General features: G+C 58.5%; 27 protein-coding genes. 23 read left to right on the forward strand and 4 right to left on the reverse strand.

All coding sequences use genetic code 11. The features are described 5' to 3' along the window. Window positions 1-298: 298 nt before the first annotated feature. From EXE51_RS15745 to EXE51_RS15790, 10 genes are all read left to right on the forward strand, one after another. Window positions 299-760, forward strand: a complete 462-nt coding sequence (locus tag EXE51_RS15745; protein ID WP_137693016.1) for a hypothetical protein — start codon at window positions 299-301, stop codon at window positions 758-760. Between the two features lie 268 nt (window positions 761-1,028). Then, on the forward strand, window positions 1,029-1,613 hold the full coding sequence (locus tag EXE51_RS15750; protein ID WP_137693017.1) for a J domain-containing protein: 585 nt from the start codon (window positions 1,029-1,031) through the stop codon (window positions 1,611-1,613). Further along, window positions 1,606-2,148 carry a hypothetical protein gene (locus EXE51_RS15755; RefSeq protein ID WP_137693018.1) on the forward strand — a complete coding sequence of 181 codons (543 nt, stop codon included), beginning with the start codon at window positions 1,606-1,608 and terminating at the stop codon, window positions 2,146-2,148. Before EXE51_RS15750 ends, EXE51_RS15755 begins: the two co-directional genes overlap by 8 nt. After that, window positions 2,145-2,600, forward strand: coding sequence for a hypothetical protein (locus tag EXE51_RS15760; RefSeq protein WP_137693019.1), 456 nt, complete (start codon window positions 2,145-2,147; stop codon window positions 2,598-2,600). Before EXE51_RS15755 ends, EXE51_RS15760 begins: the two co-directional genes overlap by 4 nt. Then, the gene (locus EXE51_RS15765; protein ID WP_137693020.1) at window positions 2,590-2,817 is read left to right on the forward strand and encodes a hypothetical protein; all 228 of its coding nucleotides are present in this window, start codon (window positions 2,590-2,592) and stop codon (window positions 2,815-2,817) included. The genes EXE51_RS15760 and EXE51_RS15765 overlap by 11 nt, the downstream gene beginning before the upstream one ends. Then, a complete protein-coding gene (locus EXE51_RS18025; RefSeq protein WP_241990649.1) occupies window positions 2,814-3,314 on the forward strand; it encodes a hypothetical protein in 501 nt (166 codons plus the stop codon). Before EXE51_RS15765 ends, EXE51_RS18025 begins: the two co-directional genes overlap by 4 nt. Next, window positions 3,314-4,165, forward strand: a complete 852-nt coding sequence (locus EXE51_RS15775) for a hypothetical protein (protein ID WP_137693021.1) — start codon at window positions 3,314-3,316, stop codon at window positions 4,163-4,165. Before EXE51_RS18025 ends, EXE51_RS15775 begins: the two co-directional genes overlap by 1 nt. Window positions 4,166-4,177: 12 nt before the next feature. Then, entirely contained in the window at window positions 4,178-4,699 is a 522-nt protein-coding gene (locus EXE51_RS15780; protein WP_137693022.1) for an HNH endonuclease, read from the forward strand. A 15-nt stretch (window positions 4,700-4,714) separates the two neighbouring features. Then, window positions 4,715-4,918, forward strand: a complete 204-nt coding sequence (locus EXE51_RS15785) for a hypothetical protein (protein ID WP_137693023.1) — start codon at window positions 4,715-4,717, stop codon at window positions 4,916-4,918. 98 nt (window positions 4,919-5,016) lie between these two features. Beyond that, window positions 5,017-5,637 (forward strand): hypothetical protein, encoded by a 621-nt coding sequence (locus EXE51_RS15790; RefSeq protein ID WP_137693024.1) that lies wholly within the window; start codon window positions 5,017-5,019, stop codon window positions 5,635-5,637. A 389-nt stretch (window positions 5,638-6,026) separates the two neighbouring features. Here the strand turns inward: EXE51_RS15790 and EXE51_RS15795 are convergent, their stop codons facing one another. Beyond that, window positions 6,027-6,641, reverse strand: a complete 615-nt coding sequence (locus tag EXE51_RS15795) for a hypothetical protein (protein ID WP_137693025.1) — start codon at window positions 6,639-6,641, stop codon at window positions 6,027-6,029. Between the two features lie 308 nt (window positions 6,642-6,949). Here EXE51_RS15795 and EXE51_RS15800 point away from each other — a divergent pair, with 308 nt between their 5' ends. From EXE51_RS15800 to EXE51_RS15810, 3 genes are all read left to right on the forward strand, one after another. Continuing rightward, entirely contained in the window at window positions 6,950-7,312 is a 363-nt protein-coding gene (locus EXE51_RS15800) for a hypothetical protein (RefSeq protein WP_137693026.1), read from the forward strand. Window positions 7,313-7,578: 266 nt separating this feature from the next. Continuing rightward, window positions 7,579-7,887: a hypothetical protein gene (locus EXE51_RS15805; protein ID WP_137693027.1), complete on the forward strand. Its 309-nt coding sequence runs from the start codon at window positions 7,579-7,581 to the stop codon at window positions 7,885-7,887. Window positions 7,888-7,992: 105 nt separating this feature from the next. Continuing rightward, window positions 7,993-8,265 carry a hypothetical protein gene (locus EXE51_RS15810; protein ID WP_137693028.1) on the forward strand — a complete coding sequence of 91 codons (273 nt, stop codon included), beginning with the start codon at window positions 7,993-7,995 and terminating at the stop codon, window positions 8,263-8,265. Between the two features lie 25 nt (window positions 8,266-8,290). Here EXE51_RS15810 and EXE51_RS15815 read toward each other — a convergent pair whose 3' ends face one another. Further along, window positions 8,291-8,959 (reverse strand): site-specific integrase, encoded by a 669-nt coding sequence (locus EXE51_RS15815; protein WP_137693029.1) that lies wholly within the window; start codon window positions 8,957-8,959, stop codon window positions 8,291-8,293. 310 nt (window positions 8,960-9,269) lie between these two features. Between EXE51_RS15815 and EXE51_RS15820 the strand changes: the two genes are divergently transcribed. Both EXE51_RS15820 and EXE51_RS15825 read left to right on the forward strand, forming a co-directional pair. Beyond that, complete coding sequence (locus tag EXE51_RS15820) at window positions 9,270-10,106, forward strand: hypothetical protein (protein ID WP_137693030.1); 837 nt, start codon at window positions 9,270-9,272, stop codon at window positions 10,104-10,106. A 43-nt stretch (window positions 10,107-10,149) separates the two neighbouring features. Next, the gene (locus EXE51_RS15825) at window positions 10,150-11,253 is read left to right on the forward strand and encodes a M48 family metallopeptidase (protein ID WP_137693031.1); all 1,104 of its coding nucleotides are present in this window, start codon (window positions 10,150-10,152) and stop codon (window positions 11,251-11,253) included. Between the two features lie 100 nt (window positions 11,254-11,353). On the opposite strand, the gene EXE51_RS18155 is transcribed toward EXE51_RS15825, so the two are convergent. Next, entirely contained in the window at window positions 11,354-11,485 is a 132-nt protein-coding gene (locus EXE51_RS18155) for a hypothetical protein (protein WP_255509929.1), read from the reverse strand. A gap of 47 nt (window positions 11,486-11,532) precedes the next feature. Here EXE51_RS18155 and EXE51_RS15830 point away from each other — a divergent pair, with 47 nt between their 5' ends. Both EXE51_RS15830 and EXE51_RS15835 read left to right on the forward strand, forming a co-directional pair. Further along, window positions 11,533-11,769, forward strand: a complete 237-nt coding sequence (locus tag EXE51_RS15830) for a hypothetical protein (RefSeq protein WP_137693032.1) — start codon at window positions 11,533-11,535, stop codon at window positions 11,767-11,769. A gap of 422 nt (window positions 11,770-12,191) precedes the next feature. After that, on the forward strand, window positions 12,192-12,950 hold the full coding sequence (locus tag EXE51_RS15835) for a hypothetical protein (protein ID WP_137693033.1): 759 nt from the start codon (window positions 12,192-12,194) through the stop codon (window positions 12,948-12,950). A 186-nt stretch (window positions 12,951-13,136) separates the two neighbouring features. Here EXE51_RS15835 and EXE51_RS17830 read toward each other — a convergent pair whose 3' ends face one another. After that, window positions 13,137-13,307, reverse strand: coding sequence for a hypothetical protein (locus EXE51_RS17830; RefSeq protein WP_179233599.1), 171 nt, complete (start codon window positions 13,305-13,307; stop codon window positions 13,137-13,139). A gap of 418 nt (window positions 13,308-13,725) precedes the next feature. Here EXE51_RS17830 and EXE51_RS15840 point away from each other — a divergent pair, with 418 nt between their 5' ends. The 6 genes from EXE51_RS15840 to EXE51_RS15865 all read left to right on the forward strand — a co-directional run bounded on the left by EXE51_RS15840 (window position 13,726) and on the right by EXE51_RS15865 (window position 17,455). Next, window positions 13,726-15,174 (forward strand): hypothetical protein, encoded by a 1,449-nt coding sequence (locus EXE51_RS15840; RefSeq protein WP_137693034.1) that lies wholly within the window; start codon window positions 13,726-13,728, stop codon window positions 15,172-15,174. Beyond that, window positions 15,174-15,644: a hypothetical protein gene (locus EXE51_RS15845; RefSeq protein WP_137693035.1), complete on the forward strand. Its 471-nt coding sequence runs from the start codon at window positions 15,174-15,176 to the stop codon at window positions 15,642-15,644. The genes EXE51_RS15840 and EXE51_RS15845 overlap by 1 nt, the downstream gene beginning before the upstream one ends. 51 nt (window positions 15,645-15,695) lie before the next feature. After that, the gene (locus EXE51_RS15850) at window positions 15,696-16,172 is read left to right on the forward strand and encodes a hypothetical protein (protein WP_137693036.1); all 477 of its coding nucleotides are present in this window, start codon (window positions 15,696-15,698) and stop codon (window positions 16,170-16,172) included. Continuing rightward, window positions 16,172-16,768, forward strand: coding sequence for a hypothetical protein (locus EXE51_RS18030; protein WP_241990650.1), 597 nt, complete (start codon window positions 16,172-16,174; stop codon window positions 16,766-16,768). The genes EXE51_RS15850 and EXE51_RS18030 overlap by 1 nt, the downstream gene beginning before the upstream one ends. After that, on the forward strand, window positions 16,765-17,043 hold the full coding sequence (locus EXE51_RS15860; RefSeq protein WP_137693037.1) for a hypothetical protein: 279 nt from the start codon (window positions 16,765-16,767) through the stop codon (window positions 17,041-17,043). Before EXE51_RS18030 ends, EXE51_RS15860 begins: the two co-directional genes overlap by 4 nt. A gap of 61 nt (window positions 17,044-17,104) precedes the next feature. Continuing rightward, complete coding sequence (locus tag EXE51_RS15865) at window positions 17,105-17,455, forward strand: hypothetical protein (RefSeq protein ID WP_137693038.1); 351 nt, start codon at window positions 17,105-17,107, stop codon at window positions 17,453-17,455. The last annotated feature ends 1 nt before the right edge of the window (window position 17,456 follow it).

Genomic DNA, 17,456 nt, shown 5'->3' on the forward strand with positions numbered 1-17,456 from the left:
CCGCCCCAACCCACTCCCTTATAAGCGAAAACCGCACGACGGCGAGAAACGTTTATACCGTCGAAGGGGGGTCTTTATGAGTACCCCCGCGGAGACCACCGAGGACACCCGCGCTATCTGCGAGTTCTGCGGGTTCTTCATCGACGAACCGGAGCAAAGCTGTCCGGCTCGCGATGAGGGGGTGTGTCGGCCATGAGGTACTGCCCGGAGTGCGGAGCGAAGCTCACGCGCACCTCGAAGCCCGGCAGCGCGATCCCGTACGACACCTGCCCGAACTGCCCGTTCGGAGGTGACGACGATGTCTGATCGCGTCGACGAACTCCGCGAGCAGATCGCGAACCGCCTCGGCGAGCCGGATCAGCTCCGCTTCCCGAGCGGATGGACCACGTCGACGAGCTGGCGGCGAGCGCAGGCAGCGCCGTCAGAGGTCGGCGCGGTCAACCCGGCCGAGTTCGATGTCCTTCTCGGCCGCGAAGACGACAAGGCCGCGCTCTCGAAGCACCGCGTGCTGTTCGCGGTCTACGAGGGAGATCTCGTCGCCGAGTGCGACTGCGACGGTCACCACTTCCGCGGCTGGTGCGCTCACGTCGCGCTGCTCTGGTGGAAGTGGAGCCGCGAGCAGCTCGGCGTCACCGACCTCGACACCGGTGGGACGTACCTCTCGCCGCCGTGGTGGTTCTCGGTCGACGATGTCGAGGCCGACCGCGCCGATGCTGACGCGAGCCAGCCGGTCGCGGCCGACGGAGGTGTCGAACAGTGAACCTCCGTTTCGACTGTTTCAACTGGAACAAGTGGAACCTTCTCTGTCAGACGAGCGGGGTGGTCTGTCTGACAGCCTCAAATGCGGAAAAGTCCACTTCTAAGACCTCTCCGAACGATTCGGCTCGTTGTCTGACAGGCACGGGGGGGTTGTCGAATCGGCGCCCTCGTGGCGCGGATGCGAGTGTGCCCGCGAACTTAGCGCGGCGCGCGCGGCGGCGCGCATTATGTGGCCTCGCGGGTGTCCGCGGGCGTAGCGGGGTGGCGGCATGAACCTCGACTGGCCCGCCGGATTCGAGCGGACGCCAGCAGTAGAGCGCGAGCGGAACTCGCACTTCGAGGCGACGCTGGGTGCGACGACGAAGGAGCTCGCAACCGAGATGGACCGGATGGATGTCGACGAGTGGCGCGGAGAGATCGCGAACGCTCACTCGAAGTCGAACGGTCTCCCGCTCCACAACGCGAACCCGGACGATCCCGGCTTCGTGATGCGGTGGGTCGACGACGGCGAGCAGTTCGCCGTCGCGTGTGACGCCTCGCCGCGACTCCGCGACAACGTCCGCTACGTCCTGAAGTGGGTCAACGAGACGCGGATGCGGAGCCAGCGCCCCGTTCAGACCGGCGACTCGGAGTTCGCTGCCGCGCGGCTCCCGCCGGCAGACGACGACGCTGTCGCCGGAACTGCCACGAGCCAACCAGCGCACGAGGTTCTCGGTGTCGCACCGGACGCGCCGGAGAACGTCATCGAGTCCGCAGCTCGGGCGCGGAAGGCAGAAACGCACCCGGACAACGGAGGCGACTCCGACGAGTTCCAGCGCGTCGTCGAGGCCGAGGGGGTGATGCTCGATGGGTGACGAGACCGAGGGAACCGGGCGCTACACCGTCCGGATCGACGACCCGGAACTCGGAGAAGCCCTCGCCGCAGCCGAAGAAGAGCACGGGTCGAAGAGCGAGGCCGTGCGCTCGGCGCTGCGGGACTCGCTGCTCGGGACCGAGGGAGTCGCGATCTCCGACATCAACGGCCGGAAGGTGCCGCAGAAGGCCGTCGAAGGACACCGGAAGCTGGTTGAGTACACCGGCGTCGGTGGGTACCTCGAACTCGATACGGCGGAATCGATCCTCGCGAATCACCTGAACATCCAGAAGGAAGCCGTTCGGCGGGTCGTCATCAAGCCGCTGAACGGTGCCGGCGTGGTCGGCATCTCCCAGGGGATCTCGCAGGTCTCGATCGTTGTCGGGAGCGAGGAAGACCCGGCCAGCGACGAGGGGTGGGCGAAGCTCCAAGCGTCGCAGGACTACCACACTGCCGGCGAGAAGGTCGACGACGTTGACGGGGCGAGCGACCGGCTCGACGAGCTGGCCGCAGCCGGCGCGGAGGCAGGAGAATGAGCGCCACCGACGAGGTCCGGAGCGGGCCGCACGAGTGCCCGTTCGAAGAGGACTACTACGCGTGGGTCGCCGGCGGAACGGCCTACCTCCGTGGCTACCGCGTCGACGCGACGTGCGGCGACTGCGGCTCGCAGCTCGACGTCCGGTTCGGAGAACACACGTTCATCTTCAGCTGTCCCGAGTGCGTCGTCTGGAGCGACGACCCGGTGACGGAGTCGTCGCGGGCGACCGCACTCGGGTGGAGGGTCTCGATGACGAACTCGACCGACCTCACCACGTGGTCGGTCTACCTCACCGGCGAGCCCGTAGAGATCGAGCAGGTGCCGCACGGGATCGAGGTGCGCGGCTCGCTGAGTGACGACGGCGACGAGCACGTGATGAACGTCGCGCTCCCTGAGAAGGGACAAGAGTACGACGTCGAGGCCAACGGAGGTGAGTCCGGTGGCGCGTAGCGAGCGCGTGGTCGGAGCGGCCGAGAACGTCGACATGCGCGGGCCGTCCAAACCCGAGCCCTACGAGGTCGACGTCGACGAGCGGCGAGTAGTTTCGGCGTACTGCTGTACGTGCGAGGCGACGACGACGATGCTGCTGGAGGTCGGCGACGACTCTCCCTGGGAGCACGACGAGAAGCACGCGAGCCACGTGGTCGACTACTGGAGGGAAGCATGACGCTGTCGAACGACGAGCTCGCTGCGATGGGTGTCGGCTTCTCAGCCGGTGCCGGTGCTGGTGTCGTCGCCCCTGCTGCGGGGATCGGAATCGGTGCGTTTGGAATCGGAATGATTCTGATCGCGATCAAGCGTCAGCGCGAGGAACGACAAGACGAGGAGAGCTACGAACCAGAGCTAGAGACCGACGGCGGAGCGGTTCCGGACGAGGCGCCGCAGGAGGCGGCGCCGGAGCAGCCGACCGTGCTCAACGTCGAGATCGAGGGCGACCGAATGCTGGCGAGTGCGGAGCGCGGCGACATCAGTCTCGTCGTCGAGGCGCCGGCGGGGACCTCCGAGGAAGAGATCTCGGAGACGCTGTCGGGAGTGCCGGAGAGCATCGAGCGGACGAGTAAGCGGTTCGCGGAGACCACTACCATGAGTGCCAACACCACCGAAGACGACGGGAGTAGCGCTGTCGAAGACACGGCTGACGACGACTTCGGAGGTGGTGCCTGATGGCAGCCGCTGACGCAGAGGCCGAAGACGCTGCGGACGAGACGGACGAATCGGAGACGATGCCTGCCGAGGGCATGACTGTCGTCGTTCGCGCCGAAGTGCTTCAGAAGGTTGTCGACCAGCTGCTCACCATCGTCGACGAGGCGATCTTCCGGATCGGCTACGACGGCTTGTCCGTCAGGGCCGTCGACCCGGCGAACGTCGCGATGGTCGACCTAGATGTCGATCCTGGTGCGTTCGAGTCGGTCGGTGACGGCTCGTTCCCGATCGGCGTCAACCTCCAGAAGCTCGACAGCTACATCGACGGTGCGAGCGGCGGCGATCTGATCACGCTGTCGGTCGACCCGGAGGTTCGGAAGGTCAATATCGATCACACGAACGTCGAAGTCGAGATGGCGGGAATCGATCCGGGAGCGATGCGTGGTGAGCCCGACCTCCCCGGCGACATCGACCACAGAGCGGAGTTTGAAGTCGACGCGAAAGTGCTCGCCGACGCGGTGGAGAACGCGGACCTCGTCAGCGACCACGTCGAACTCAAAGCGGATATCGACGAGGAAGCGCTCGTCGTCACCGGCCGAGGAGACATCGACGAGATTGAAACTGTCGTCGGGGAAGACGAGCTGAGTGATGCGAACTTTCCTGAAAAAGTCACTTCGCTCTTCTCGCTCCCATATCTGGTCGGTGGCTCGCAGGGCGGGAGCAAGTACGGCGGAATCCTGAAGCCGCTGAGCAGCGGCACCGAGCTAACCGGAAAGCTCGACGACGAGATGCCGGTCTTCCTCGACTACGAGTTCGCGGACGGCTACGGAAGCGTCGAGATGATGCTCGCGCCGCGGATCCAGAGTAACTGAGGTGATGATCGTGTGTCACACTATCTCCTCGGAGAGAACCGCGTACAGAACTACGCGCGGTTCGAGCACGCGAAGCCCGGAGACGGGAGCGGAGCGGGATACGAGCGCTGGAGGTCGACAGAACACCGGCCGCACACGCCGACTGACGGCCGCGAAGATGTCTACCTCTCGCACCACCGGCTGCTCGCGATCGTCGAGTGCTATCCGCTCGACGAGCCGATCGAGTCGGTACTCGAAGATCTCGCGGGGAAGGACGTTCACCACCGGAACGGGATCAAGTGGGACAACCGAGCGGGGAACATCGAGCCGGTCGAGCACGCCCGACACGCGTCGATCACTCAGGAGCAGGTCCGGGCGTGGGCAGAAGACGAGAAGCGCAAGCGACAGCAGCACGAAGCCGGCGTCGGAGACGCCGACCTCTGTGACGGCTGCGGGGAGCTGGCTGAGCCGCTCGCGACATCGCCCGGGTTTGCCGGAGAGCGCTGCCTGGAGTGCGCGAGACAGGAGTGCGATGGCGAGCCCATCGAGGTCTAATCAGGGTGAGAACGTGTGAGCGAGACCGGGAAGAACGCGTGGCTGCTCTCTCTGACCGACGAACAGGTCGAGCAGCTGCGGAATGACGACATAGCAGTCGTCGAGACAGAGAGTCACGTGTTCATCACGGTTCACTCGGACCACGCTGAGGAGGCGCGTGAAGCGGTCGTAGCGGGCGATGCTGGGCTGGTGGCACGCGAGGTGGTCAAGCGTAACTGAGGACATCATCCGCGCTGTCGATCTATCCCACGACTGACTGTCGGTCAGAAATTAAAAACACCAGTTTGATTTTAATAGCCGGGCACGGCTATTGTGACATGATCGGGAGTTTACTCGATTTTCTTTCTGCGCTTGATTTGCTTACAGCGATTATCTCGGTCATTCTGGGTTTTATTCTGAAGATGGTGTGGGACGTTGTCTCCTTCAGACTGAGGAGACGCCGACAGTCCATCCGTGATGACATTAAGTGGTTTCGAGAGTTGCGTACGTTAGCCCGTCAAATAGTGATCGCTACCAGGGTGACAAGGTCCAACTCGAATGTAACTGAAGATGCCGGGGATGAGTTTTTAGACCTAATCGAGGGTAATGAAGACGTAGAATTGGATGAAGAGATGCGCGAAGTAGTCACGGAATTTGTTCAAGAAGCAAAGGATTCGGCACTCGAACGCCAAGAGATGAGGATGGAATCTCTCTACGAGGAGCTATTGACTCACGTAGCGACTAGGGATATTGAGTTAGAAGACGGTGAGTTGGACTACGTATTGGATTTGCTCCACTTTACTCACCTGATGCCCCTGAATTCAGTCGAGTTGTCGAACAAAGAGAAAACGCCAGCCGAGGAAACCGGAAAACGAGTAACTGTGATCTGCGAGCTTCGGATTGAGGACCTCGAATCCGACCTTTCTCTCTGGCGGAGCATAGTGTCTCGGATTAAATGATGACTACCGTCTCGGCGAACCCTAATTGATTAAGAAGTAATATTGAACCAACTGTTTTTATCCGACCCTAATTATCCAAGCAATAGGTACCCTAGATGAACAGTAGGGGCGAAGCCCCCGTAGGGGTCATTATTGGTGTTGTCGTTACGGCAGTAGTAATTTTATCTGGACTAGCAATACTCGATCTACTTAGCGAACACTGTACTTCCTCTGGAGCGCTTTCTGAAACCTGCGCTCAACTCACCGTGTCACTTGGAAGCGCATTATCTGGAGCCGTGGGCCCTGTCGCTATGATCGGCCTTCTGGTGTCACTCTTGATCTTCCTGGGATTGCGAGCGCAAGGAGGTTAGCTGATTTAGAGTATTTATTGACATTCTCCACCATGATCCTCACTCGGTTAACTCACGAAGATATTTGATCACAGATCTGGTACAATGCTCTTCAGCGCCTCCAAATATCTCGATCACTTCCTCCGGATCGGCAATTGAGTAGGTCTGGGTAAACGGGAGGACTGGCGAATGGCCTCCCTTTGTTGAACGGAATAGAATCTGCTCACGTAGATCGTACCCATCTAGAGGTTCACAGAGATCTCGGCCTTGAGCTGCTTCATACATTTCGTGGTTCTCAACAAGGTGCTGTACGCTCAGCCTCGACGGAAGAAACACTAATTGGAAGCTCGCCTCGTCGGGAATACGCTTACTCTCATCCTTGTAGAAATACTTTCTCTGGTGATTCCACTGGCGTATTATCTCGTTGGCTCCTGTGGCCTCTCTAATCGCAGCGTCGGCCTTCACCTCAAAAATGTAATCCCGAATGCGCTCACTTCCATCTTCTCTCTGTCCCACAAGACGTGTGTGGAGATCAACCGCACCTCGATCTCCATAGTGATTATAATGTGCTTCCGGTGTTGCGTTGAACTCTATATCTGTGTAGTCTTCGTGATCTATCTCTGATGGGCTGGTAAGATCGATTAAATGCGAAACCATCTGGTCTTCTCGTGACATTGGTCTAACCGAATAACCTCAGCGAGTGCTAATAGCGTCTTCCCTTGAGTTGGGTAATTGACACAGATATCTGAGAAGTCCCCAAGAAGTAAGCTCATCTCGGATGGTTTTCAACCAACGCATTTACCCCTGAATCGGTACCGTCTACCGCTATGATACCGAGTCAACTACTGTACATATTAGTTGGCGCACTGTTCAGCACCTTATCGACGCTTTCGTTGAGTTCTTATCAGGACTACAAAAAATCAAAGCGGACACGAAGAATCCTCTTTGCTGAGATGGAGTAAATGAGGGATCTACTAGAATCTATGCGAGATGAAGACAAGAGGACAGTGAGGAATCAAATTGATGAGCAGATCTCTACCAAAATGTATGAACAGCATCTACCCAATCTTAGCCGGTTGAGTGATGAGGAAATTGAGCCCGTGATGTCGTTCTACCGGAGAATGAAGTCCATCCAAAAGTCTCATCAAACATACAATCAGATGGAGGAAGCAGACTCGCCGAGTGATAAGGAAGGTCAAAGAGAGCAGAGTAGGAGCCAGTTCTTTTCGTCTTACTCAGTCGGGTTAGGATCAAAGAAAGCACTAAACGATCTGGAGAAAGCAAAAGAAGCCCGAGAAGAGATGTCCTTCTTGAGTTACTTGCTATCTGGGCTAGGACTTTCTTGATATTCTCCGATAAGGGTCCACCACCTGTCTGTCCGTTCAAGATCTGTGTACAGAATACGGGGAGAATGTGGACAGACCAGTCAGGACTGAATAGATGACGAGACTAAGGCCTATGTTTAGCTTAACGCCTTCTCAGTCGATGAGGCCTCTGGCACGTCGGTTTGCTGCCGAGGCTGCTGGGTCAAAATAGCACCCGTACCATTCATGATACGATGAGGATCTCGCTGATCGGCATCATTTTTTAATTTGATTTGATGAGAACGAGCATGGCTGACCAAAAACTGCCGAGGCCGAAAGAGCCGACGGAAGCGAAGCTCAAAGAGTATGGTGAAAATTATAATCGTGGACTTGCGGGCCAGCTGGAGATCGACTCTGTGGGTGACACACTAGTAATCAAACAAGGGATGATAGGTTACCTATCAGAGCAATGGGATCAGGAACCTATACCTCGACATGAGATTGCGAAGGCTTGTGGTAACGCTAACACGTCCATTGAGTGGTGGTATAAGGGCGAGAAGACCTGGGATGAAGTTCTAGACCGTATCAGTTCCTCACTTAACGCAGAGTTTATGTAGTCTATCCAGAATCCGATGACGATGCGGAATCACTCCAGTATGATGGAGAACCTGAAGTATTCACCTGCGTAAGATTATTCCAAATGGAAGTGGCAATGTGATTATATGCCGAGTTTCAGCGATCAGGTTATCGGCTCTGTAGAAGAGGCATATGAGGAGCAATTGGATGAACAGGACCACGAATGCGAGAACTGTGGTAGCACTGATATAGAGTACACGATCAATATCAGCCGGGACGGAAGTGCCGATGGGGAAGGGGAGTGTACTGCGTGTGGCGAACAAGTGGAGGTAGAAATTGATGACGACGATGCTCGCGGAGAGCTAAGGGCTATCCAGGATCAGATTGAATCTTTAGAGGACACGCTGGACGATTTTTGACGTGACATAATACGCGGTAAATCCTCTAGTACGGAGACCGCGACTGAACCGTTGGCTCGAAAACTGGACCCGAATCTACACCAGGTTCAATATTTCCTGAAACGTATGAGATCTTCTCACGTTCTCGCTCCGCAGCTGCCGGGCTCATCTCTCCAAGGTAGTGGTTCCGGAACGTCTCCCAGTCTTCCCACCCTCCCCAACTCATCACGACAGCAGGGAGAACACCGCAGTCCCACAGCAGGTGACCGCCCCAGGTCCGACGGAGGTCGTGGACGTCGAGGTAGGTCCATCCCTCATCGCCGGTCTCCGCGTATCGACGCTCGCCGGCGCGCTTCACCCAGCGGTAGATCGAGTTCGGCTCGACGTTGACGATAGGCTCGTCGGGATCACGCTCGTAGGAGAGCGTCCGAACGGAACTGGAGAGTTCTTTCGGGATCGGCGTCTCGCGATACTTCCCGCGCTTCGCGTAGTCGTTCCACACACGCAGAAAGCCGTCGGGGGCGTGCGTGAAGTCGTTGCTGGTGACGCTGGCGATCTCTTCGCGACGGAGTCCGGCCTGAACGCCGAGCCGAAACGCGATCTCCTGCTCCGGGGACTTCGCCTCGTCGATGAGCGCTGCGACCTCGTCGTTCTCGTCGCTCTGGCTGAGCCAGACCCGCTTCCCGTCTCGTTCGGGATAGTCGTCGAGTCGCATAGTAGGCTTAACGAGGTAACGCTACTAAAAACCATGTGAGATAGCCATCTGAGGGGCGAGTTTGAGCGTAGAATCGGACCTATCGGTAGCCGAATAAGGGATTCGCGTACATGCCGCTAGCTACTTTGAAACCCTCGTAGTTGACAGAAACTCCCTGCGGGATACAGAGGATGAGTTTAGCATGGTTGTCGCAAAGTCAGTCTTAGATTATTACGCACGACGCCATTATTAGTACCGGAGAGAAAGCACTACATTACACGATACAGAATACCATTCACGTTTGATGATCCACCATTATCTCCAACGAGACTTGGTTCTCTCGGACTCTGTCAGAAGGTACAACGAGGATACGGCGTCGGTGATGTCGGGCGCAGCGTGGGTCCTTGATGGGGCAACAGGCGTAACAGACGAGACATATACAGATGCGCCGTCGGATGGTTGCTGGTACGTTCGTGCGTTCGACGACTACCTTCAAAAGAATATCCTGGACCGTTCAGCGACCCTCACTGAGCATGTTTCGAGTGCTATCTTCGAACTCCGTGAACAATTCAGTACGATTGCGCCAATTGAATCGATTGACGCCGCTGCTGAACCATCCGCCACAGGCGCAATTGTCCGCTGGGATGAGTCCAGTCTGGAATACTATGTACTCTGCGACAGTACGGTTCTCGTTGTCAATAACGGTGACATCGATACTTACGAGACCGACCGACGAATAGATGACTTAGAAACGGAGCAACGAGAGCAACTTCACCAACTTAAACGACAAGGGAACAGCTTAGAGGAAGCACGACAGCAACTCATGCCGGAGCTCCGTGAAAACCGTCGGAGAAAGAACACCCCGGGTACATACTGGGTTCTCAGTTTCGACCAAGCAGCGGCGACCGAGGGACTGACCGGGACCGTTTCGCTAACATCGACGACGACGGTGTATCTCTTTACCGATGGGTTTGATCGACTAGTGAACATCTACAACGCATATTCTGACTGGGAGGCGGCTATAGACACAGTTCAGAAGAAGGGTGTCGAAGCAACCGTAGACGAACTTCGGAGTATCGAGCGTGAGGATCCACAGGCAGACGACCACCTCCGGTTAAAGAAATCTGACGACACCACCGTCGTTCAGTTGAGATTCGAAACGGCTTAAATTGAAGTCCCAGAGCGTTCATTACTTCGAACAGTGAACCAAGATGAATGATGATCTGATTCTTAATAGTCATCTGGATACGCTGGCTTCAAGCGGCGAAGTGACAGATGATGATATCATCGCGTTTCTTCAAGAATTACCACCAGAAGAGCGGATTGAACACCAGGTCAATCTTGCAAAACTCATTGGGCAGATTCCAGAGGTGAAAAACCATCTTGAGTCGATTTTAGCTGATGATAAACCAATAGATGCTGAGTGCTTGGATCCAGTAGCCCTTCGCTTCGCAGCGTTCAAAGCTCTGGTGACGTTCCACCGCCGCAACAAGAACATCACCATGCTAGAGTCGCTTCACATGGACTACGGACATCTCTTTTCTGAACGACCGATGTATAACGAGAGCTACTCCGTACTTCTTCGCGTACGAGGACAACCGGACGATATCTATGAGGCAATCGATATCCAAGAGAACGTACTTGAAGAAGTGGCGGACAATCCAGGCATCTACCAAGCACACGCGAATACCATCACGCAAGCTATTGAGGATGGAATTATCTCCGGGAGTCAACGAGAGGAGTATCTTGAAAAAGCACGCCACTCTATCGACCGGGCAATCTCCTTGTGGCGAGACTACGGGAAATACCACGTCACGAAGGGGCGAATTCTCGCGTTACAGGGCCGTTTCGACGAGGGTCGCCGCAAGATAGAGCAAGGAATCGATTTGGAAGACCCAGAAAAAGACGACTACGCGATTCGTATAGGCCAGTTTCAACAGCATCTCCTTAGGACGGATTTCCGGGAATATGAATCTCAACTACAGGACAGACTAGATCTGGCGGAGGACCAGCTCGACAGTATCAAAGAGGACTCTGAAGAGGTCGTCGATCGCCTCCGGAACTCAATGCTACAGTTTCTTGGATTCTTCACCGCAATCATCGCCGCGATAATTACGACGACTCAGATTGCAACCAACTATTCGCCCACTGCTGCCGGCCATCTCATCGTTATAATATTCGGCGGATTGACCGCCTCGTTCGGCGGCCTGAGTATTATTATTCCGAAAGACGACGCGACCAGGCGGGGCCTGTATGTCACCGGCCTCGGCATCTTACTGATCGTCGGTGCTATGATACCCTTCTACCTTCTCTGATTCGGATTGTCTCAACACAACGTCTACTCGGTGTTTCTGCTAATACAGAGAATGGATGACGATGATTATCGCCTATGATCTTAGACGAGGAAAGCCTCAGTCAGGCGATCTGATCAACTCTGAGTTGCCCTCTGTGGCGGTTGAGGTTCGCCAGCTCTGTTGAAATACCATTCTTCAGATATATTCTTGCCTCAAACAGCCGGTCGATGAGAACTGCGAATTGGTCAGTCATCTACGGTTTCAGAAAGATTATGACAAACACTACTCGAACTGGTTTTGATGCCCTCCAAAACAGATGAACTACTCAAATCGATCCGCTATCTGCTCTTCATAATTGTATTTTTGCTCGGGCTTGGAGTCGCAGCACTCGGTGATATCGCTGTTGCGGTACGTGGTTACACGACAGGGATATCGACTGCTGCTCGCTCAATCGGGGGCGTAGTCGTACTTACAGAACTTGTGCTTCTATTTTATATGGTGCTTCGACCGAACGGGAAACAGGACTCAGCGAACTAAGTTTATCGAGTGATTCGTGATTTCCCTGTACTGACCGCGACTGGGTCAGAATATATCACTTGCTGAGGATTTCAACAAAGCCGGTTCGCCTACACTGGCGCAGGGACCTCACCCGTGCGTGAGTTCCTTGTCTTGAGCAATCAGTTCGTCAGGAAATTCTCTCTGACTCCATTCAAGATACGCGCCCTGTATACAGCAGCTCCGTTTCGTATTCCCTGCCGCCTGTCAGTAAGAGCGTGCCCGATACAGAGGATGTAGTCAGCACCTGAACAATGTTATTTTCTCCGTCTATATCCTGAATCAGCCGGCAGAATTCGCTTGCGAACTGATCGCTGTGGTTGCCACCAGTTTCAGATAGCGTCTTGTATTGTTAACGCGGCGCGCCAGAAGATTTTCACCGACTGAGAGGAGGACATACGGCTGTGAATATTCCGTCCTTCATTGAGGAATCGAATCGCCCGACCGCCCGCAGTCTGATTCGGGTCGTCGTGGCGCTAGCCCTCATCGGTCTCATCTTCTCTTACCCAGGAGCTATCTCATCGCCGTACAGCGATACGGGACTTGACGGATACTACGACAATCAGATAGTCGAACGAGCTGACGATATTGAATCGATTGAACACTCTGCGGTTACGGACGAGACGAGTGTCTACCAATATAATGAACTGTCTCCCGTTGCCAAAGAGGTGTTCGACAGGACACGGTCTGCTGCGGACGACTCATTTACGATAGTTCTTTGCCATGAGTGGACACTTACCTGCGATGAGTACTACGAGTCCGATGTCCCCGGTGAATTTCAGTACGGTGCCGTGGGGCACAACGTCGATGACAGCGAATTATATACTGTGATCGAAGACGAGGGAGAAGCATATGTTCTTCAAACGGGGGCTCTGGGGCACGGAGACGGGTGGGATCTGTCAGACCTCCCCTTGGTGATCAGTAGTTCTTTGATGGTGTTATTGGTCTCAGGTGTCCTCGTACACAATACGATTAGACCCCCAGAACAGAGCGGTAACGGCTTCGCTGCTTGGGATATCGGCGCTGCCTTTCTGATCGGGACCTTCGCTCTCGCCGTCCCGTATCTTCATATGTGGGACATCTTCTCCGTGTACTGGTCCCGTCGGTTGATAACGGGGGTCGTCGCTCTCGGTGTTCCGGTTTACTATCTCCAACTCAGGTAGTCGATGTCTCGCTGATCCCTCCGTCACGGGGCACCTTCCACCTGTACTGAGCGATCCGGCCTGACCGAATCCGAGAGGAAGTTAGTACGAGACTCGCGCCCTCTATTCAGCACGACCGCTAGAATGTATCACCGGCAGAGGATTTCAACAGAGCCGTAGCGCTCTAAAAACTGGAACCGAGTCAGCCTACTGAACGGGCTCGACTCGGACCGAGCCGTCATCTTCCTGCTCGAATACGAGGTGACCCTCGATACTCCCGTCGTCGCCTACCAGTCCCATGTCACGGAGGTGTTCTTTCGGGAACGTCACCCGACCACTCCCGCTGCCAGTATCGCTAACCTGCCTAATCTCACACATCGGCTTATATTATTCGCGAAGGTTACTTCAAAGTTCTGCGCAGACTGACCAGATTTTACAGATCTACCAGAATACGGACGTTTAGAGCATTAACGGCATGATTTGGGGTCGCACCATGACCGGTGTAACTCCGACCGGAGGTGACGCCTGCGCGTGAGCGGCGTCGCCGACGGCGATGACGACGGCGAAGAGCGGCAGCGGAGTACCTGGAGTGTTCTTTTCGAGAGGGCTGATTCGTGAGCGACGGACCACGCGGTCTCGTCGTCAGCGATCGGTTTCTCGAGTACCTTCAGAACTTCCGCAGGCGGTACCCGCTCGACATGGAACTAGCTGAAAAGTACGGTCTGCCCACCGGAAACGGGCATTTTCGGAATCCAATGACACGAATTCGCAGTAGCGGCGGCTACGGAGGTAGCGCATGAACATCAACATCAAGCGGACCGGACTCGCGGCGCTCATCGCGTTCGCGGTCCTCTCATCGATGGTCGCGACGCCCGTCGTGGCCGTCGGCGGCATCGGCTGGTCCGGTGACAGCGCGGCGCCAAACCCGACGCTGAACGCCGACGTGACGATCGACGAGTGGAACGGCGCCGACTTCTCGGACGCGCTCCAGTACTATGACGACAGCGGTGAGGCCGCGCAGCTCCCGGCGAGCCTCAACGAGTCGAACGACAACCCGATCACGCTGACCGCGACCGACATCGACTTCGAGCAGCGTGACGAGTTCCCGCGGAAGTCTGACGAGGACGGCGACAACGATGCCTCGGCGCTCGACGCGAGCGAGTGGACCACCAGCGGCGCGACCGTCTCCTCGACGACCACCGCGCCGAGTGTCGACGCGCTCAACTACGCTGGCAGCGCCAGCTCGGACTCGGCGACCTACTCGAACTTCACCGTCGTCGACGGCGAGAAGGGTTACCTGACGATCGCCGCCGACATCTCCTCGGCGAGCGGTACGCCGACGCTCCAGGTAACCGACGCCGACGGCGACTACGTCGAGATCGTCCTCTACGACTCGACGGCCGCCGCGAGCGACGACACCGTCCTCGCCAACTCGACCGGCGAGGGCATGGTCCTTCAGGAGCAGATCGGCGACCTGCCCGTTCAGGGCGGCGGTGACGGCACCTTCGACACCGCCGAGGATGTCACGATCTCCGGCGATGTCGACGCGGACATCTCCGTCCTCGACGCGGAGCGCACTCGCGAGCTTGAGTTCGGCGAACAGCGCGTCGAGAACGACGACGAGGAGCTTGAAACCGTAACGATCACCGAGCCGCGCGGGGCGTACTCGGTCGCCAACATGGACGGGTTCGACGAGGTCATGGCCGACGCGACGATCCACGGCCTGACCGTCGACGCGATGTTCCAGGCGTCCGACCTTCAGGACGCTGAGAACGTGAACGCCGAGTTCACGCAGGACAACGACTACCCGCAGTGGGACGCGCTCGGGCAGTTCGACTACCGGCTTCAGCTGCCCACTGCGTTCGACTTGAGCTACGCCGACACCGAGTTCGTCGACGACCCGACGCTGCCCGGTGAGCGGTACAAGACCGTCGAACTCGCCGAAGGCGTCGGCGACACGGAGTTCTCCGAGATCGACTCGTGGACCGACGTGACGAGCTCGTACGGCTCGGCCGAGGTCACGCTCGATTCGACGGTGAGCTCGGGGACGACCTACGCGGTGAGCTACGACCTTGTGCTGACGAACGGCGAGGTCTCGACGATCGAGTCGGCAGCCGGCGGCGGTGCCGGCCCGATGAGCGGCGGGAGCGGCGGCCCGATCAGCTTCATCCTGAGCATCCCCGGGATGATCCTGAGCGCGATCACCGGGCTCGTCGGGATCAAGATCTTCGGCGGAGGGTCGTAATGTCTGGAGCCGCTGACGAGCTCCCAAGCGGCGACGATCCGTCTCCGAACTCGGTGCTGACGGGGACGATCGGCTACCTGAATGCCGACGGGACGCTCGGCACACTGCTCCAAGGCGCGATCTTCGGGACGTTCGTCTCAGTGTTCACCGGCGGCGTCAACCTGATCCAGAGCATCGTCGGCCTGATCACCGCACCGATCGACTCGCTCGGAGAGGCAACTGAGGCGACGATCGACGCGACGATCATCGAACCGCTCTCGATCATCTCCGAGGGGGCGGCAGCCTCTGCGGAGTCGATCGCCAACCAGTTCGGACCGTTCGCGTTCCTAGTCGGGCTCGGTGTGCTGCTCGCCGGGTTCTGGTTGATTATCCAGTTTCTCCAGGAAGACGAAACGAGCGACACGTTCGTCGTGCCGGGGTTCCCGGACATCCCGTTCGTCGGGGTCGACGAGGAGAACGACGAGGGCTGACGATGTGCGGACCATCGCGACCCGGCCACGCGCTAGCGGGGGTGGAGAGCGGTGGCTGACGACGATCAGACGACGCTCAGCGACGAGGAGCAGTCGTTCCTGCTGAGCGGTACTTCGTCGCTCGACGGCGTCGACTTCCGCGCGGCGACCGGCATCGACGCGAGCAACCTCTCGCGGTCGGTCGTCGGAACGATCGGCTTCGCCCTCGCGGCGGCCATAGCGACGCTCGTTCAGGGAGTCACCGAGGCGTGGACACGGCTCATCGACGGGCTCGCCGGCTTCCTCGGTGGAACGCAGGAACTCGTGACGGGCGTCGCGAGCGACCTCGCGCCGGGAGCGGTGTACCGCGACGTTCCCGGCCTCATCGGCACGCTCGCCGACGGCTGGGTCTCGGCGATGGAAGGCGCGTGGAGTTCGGCGCTGCCGGACTCCGGGATCGCCGCGTGGCTGTTCGCGCTCGGCCTCGTACTGCTGACGTTCTACGCCGGGGCTCGCGGCCTCGACACGGTGTCGGAGGTGCTGGAATAATGGCAAACACGTTCCCGTCTGGCGGAGGCGGCGGCCCGGCAGGCGACGACGGAGCGTCGGATACGGCCGATGACGGCTCGACAGACGACTCGACGAGCGACGGCGGCACCGGTGGCGGAGGCGGCTTCTCCGTCGCGTGGGGTGCGATCGCACCGGACTTCCTCACCGAAAACGGCGGCGTGTTTCGAGCGTTCGCGAACAACCCGCGCGGGTTCGTCGTCGGCGCGGTGCTGACGACAATCCTCGAAGCGGTGACCGGCGTCGTGACCACGATCGTCGACCAGCTCGTGCTGCTCGTCGGCGGGTCGCAGCCGGCGCGGTTCGACGCACCGGGCGAGCAGCTCGGGCTCGCCGACGTCCCGGTGTCGATCGCCTCGACGCTGACCGGAGCGGGGAGCTTCGGCGGACAGGCGCTCCTCGACGGGATTGAGGCGTTCAACGCGACGCTGTTCGACGCCGCGGCGGCCGCGGGGCCGTTCGCGCCGCTCGTGATTATCGCGATTGCGTCGGTCGAGGCGGTCGTCGTGATCGTCGTGCTGCGCCGGCTCGTGTACATCGCGGCCGACCTGCTCCAACTCGGAGGACTGACAGAATGAACTTCAAGCAACTCGCGAAGGACCCGCTGGCGCAGTTGGGCGCCGGACTGAGCGGGATCGTCGCGCTCCTGAACCCGGAGATCTTCCTCGCGCTCTTCGACGCGCTGCTCGCGTCGGGACCGCAGATCTTCTCGGTAGTTTCGGTGAGCGCGCTGACGCTCCCGCAGGTGCTGCCGCCGACGTCGACGGCCGACTGGGTCGTCGTCGGCGCGGCCGTGCTGTTCATCGGCTACCTCTCCCGGCAGGTCCTCGCAAACCTCGACAGAGCAACATGACACACTACCACAGCGGACGAACCGAGATGAATCGGAAGCGGACGAACGGAGGTGACGGCCCGTGTCGGCGGTGACGATCGGGCTCGGACTGCTCGCAGTCGGGGCGCTGGTCTACGCGGTCGGCGTCGACGAGTCGCGTGAGGCGGCGGCTCGGGCCGGTTCGGGCGTAAAGCGTGGAGCGACGTCGGGCGTCGCGGCCGGCGCGGCCGGCGCAGGGCTCGGGATCCAGTTCGGCGACCAACTGTTCAACGCGATCCTCGCTGACCCGGGATTCGCGCTGGCGGCGGTCACCGGCTTCTTCGGCGCGCTCGGAACCGGCGGGTTCCTCGGCGACATCACGGCGGTTCAGTTCCTGCTCGTCGGGCTCGTCGTGTTCATCGGCGCGTTCGCGGTGTTCGGGGGTGACGACTGAG

Origin of the sequence: Halorubrum sp. CGM5_25_10-8B, from assembly GCF_005435095.1 — an archaeon.
GTDB classification, from domain to species: domain Archaea; phylum Halobacteriota; class Halobacteria; order Halobacteriales; family Haloferacaceae; genus Halorubrum; species Halorubrum ezzemoulense.

Coding starts and splice junctions, on each gene's coding strand:
- EXE51_RS15840 (WP_137693034.1), top strand. CDS start 13,726: ATGAACATCAACATCAAGCGGACCGGACTCGCGGCGCTCATCGCGTTC.
- EXE51_RS15745 (WP_137693016.1), top strand. CDS start 299: ATGTCTGATCGCGTCGACGAACTCCGCGAGCAGATCGCGAACCGCCTC.
- EXE51_RS15775 (WP_137693021.1), top strand. CDS start 3,314: ATGGCAGCCGCTGACGCAGAGGCCGAAGACGCTGCGGACGAGACGGAC.
- EXE51_RS18155 (WP_255509929.1), bottom strand. CDS start 11,485: ATGACTGACCAATTCGCAGTTCTCATCGACCGGCTGTTTGAGGCAAGA.
- EXE51_RS15810 (WP_137693028.1), top strand. CDS start 7,993: ATGCCGAGTTTCAGCGATCAGGTTATCGGCTCTGTAGAAGAGGCATAT.
- EXE51_RS15815 (WP_137693029.1), bottom strand. CDS start 8,959: ATGCGACTCGACGACTATCCCGAACGAGACGGGAAGCGGGTCTGGCTC.
- EXE51_RS15795 (WP_137693025.1), bottom strand. CDS start 6,641: ATGTCACGAGAAGACCAGATGGTTTCGCATTTAATCGATCTTACCAGC.
- EXE51_RS15845 (WP_137693035.1), top strand. CDS start 15,174: ATGTCTGGAGCCGCTGACGAGCTCCCAAGCGGCGACGATCCGTCTCCG.
- EXE51_RS17830 (WP_179233599.1), bottom strand. CDS start 13,307: ATGTGTGAGATTAGGCAGGTTAGCGATACTGGCAGCGGGAGTGGTCGG.
- EXE51_RS18030 (WP_241990650.1), top strand. CDS start 16,172: ATGGCAAACACGTTCCCGTCTGGCGGAGGCGGCGGCCCGGCAGGCGAC.
- EXE51_RS15830 (WP_137693032.1), top strand. CDS start 11,533: ATGCCCTCCAAAACAGATGAACTACTCAAATCGATCCGCTATCTGCTC.
- EXE51_RS15805 (WP_137693027.1), top strand. CDS start 7,579: ATGGCTGACCAAAAACTGCCGAGGCCGAAAGAGCCGACGGAAGCGAAG.
- EXE51_RS15860 (WP_137693037.1), top strand. CDS start 16,765: ATGAACTTCAAGCAACTCGCGAAGGACCCGCTGGCGCAGTTGGGCGCC.
- EXE51_RS15825 (WP_137693031.1), top strand. CDS start 10,150: ATGAATGATGATCTGATTCTTAATAGTCATCTGGATACGCTGGCTTCA.
- EXE51_RS18025 (WP_241990649.1), top strand. CDS start 2,814: ATGACGCTGTCGAACGACGAGCTCGCTGCGATGGGTGTCGGCTTCTCA.
- EXE51_RS15760 (WP_137693019.1), top strand. CDS start 2,145: ATGAGCGCCACCGACGAGGTCCGGAGCGGGCCGCACGAGTGCCCGTTC.
- EXE51_RS15750 (WP_137693017.1), top strand. CDS start 1,029: ATGAACCTCGACTGGCCCGCCGGATTCGAGCGGACGCCAGCAGTAGAG.
- EXE51_RS15800 (WP_137693026.1), top strand. CDS start 6,950: ATGCGAGATGAAGACAAGAGGACAGTGAGGAATCAAATTGATGAGCAG.
- EXE51_RS15755 (WP_137693018.1), top strand. CDS start 1,606: ATGGGTGACGAGACCGAGGGAACCGGGCGCTACACCGTCCGGATCGAC.
- EXE51_RS15790 (WP_137693024.1), top strand. CDS start 5,017: ATGATCGGGAGTTTACTCGATTTTCTTTCTGCGCTTGATTTGCTTACA.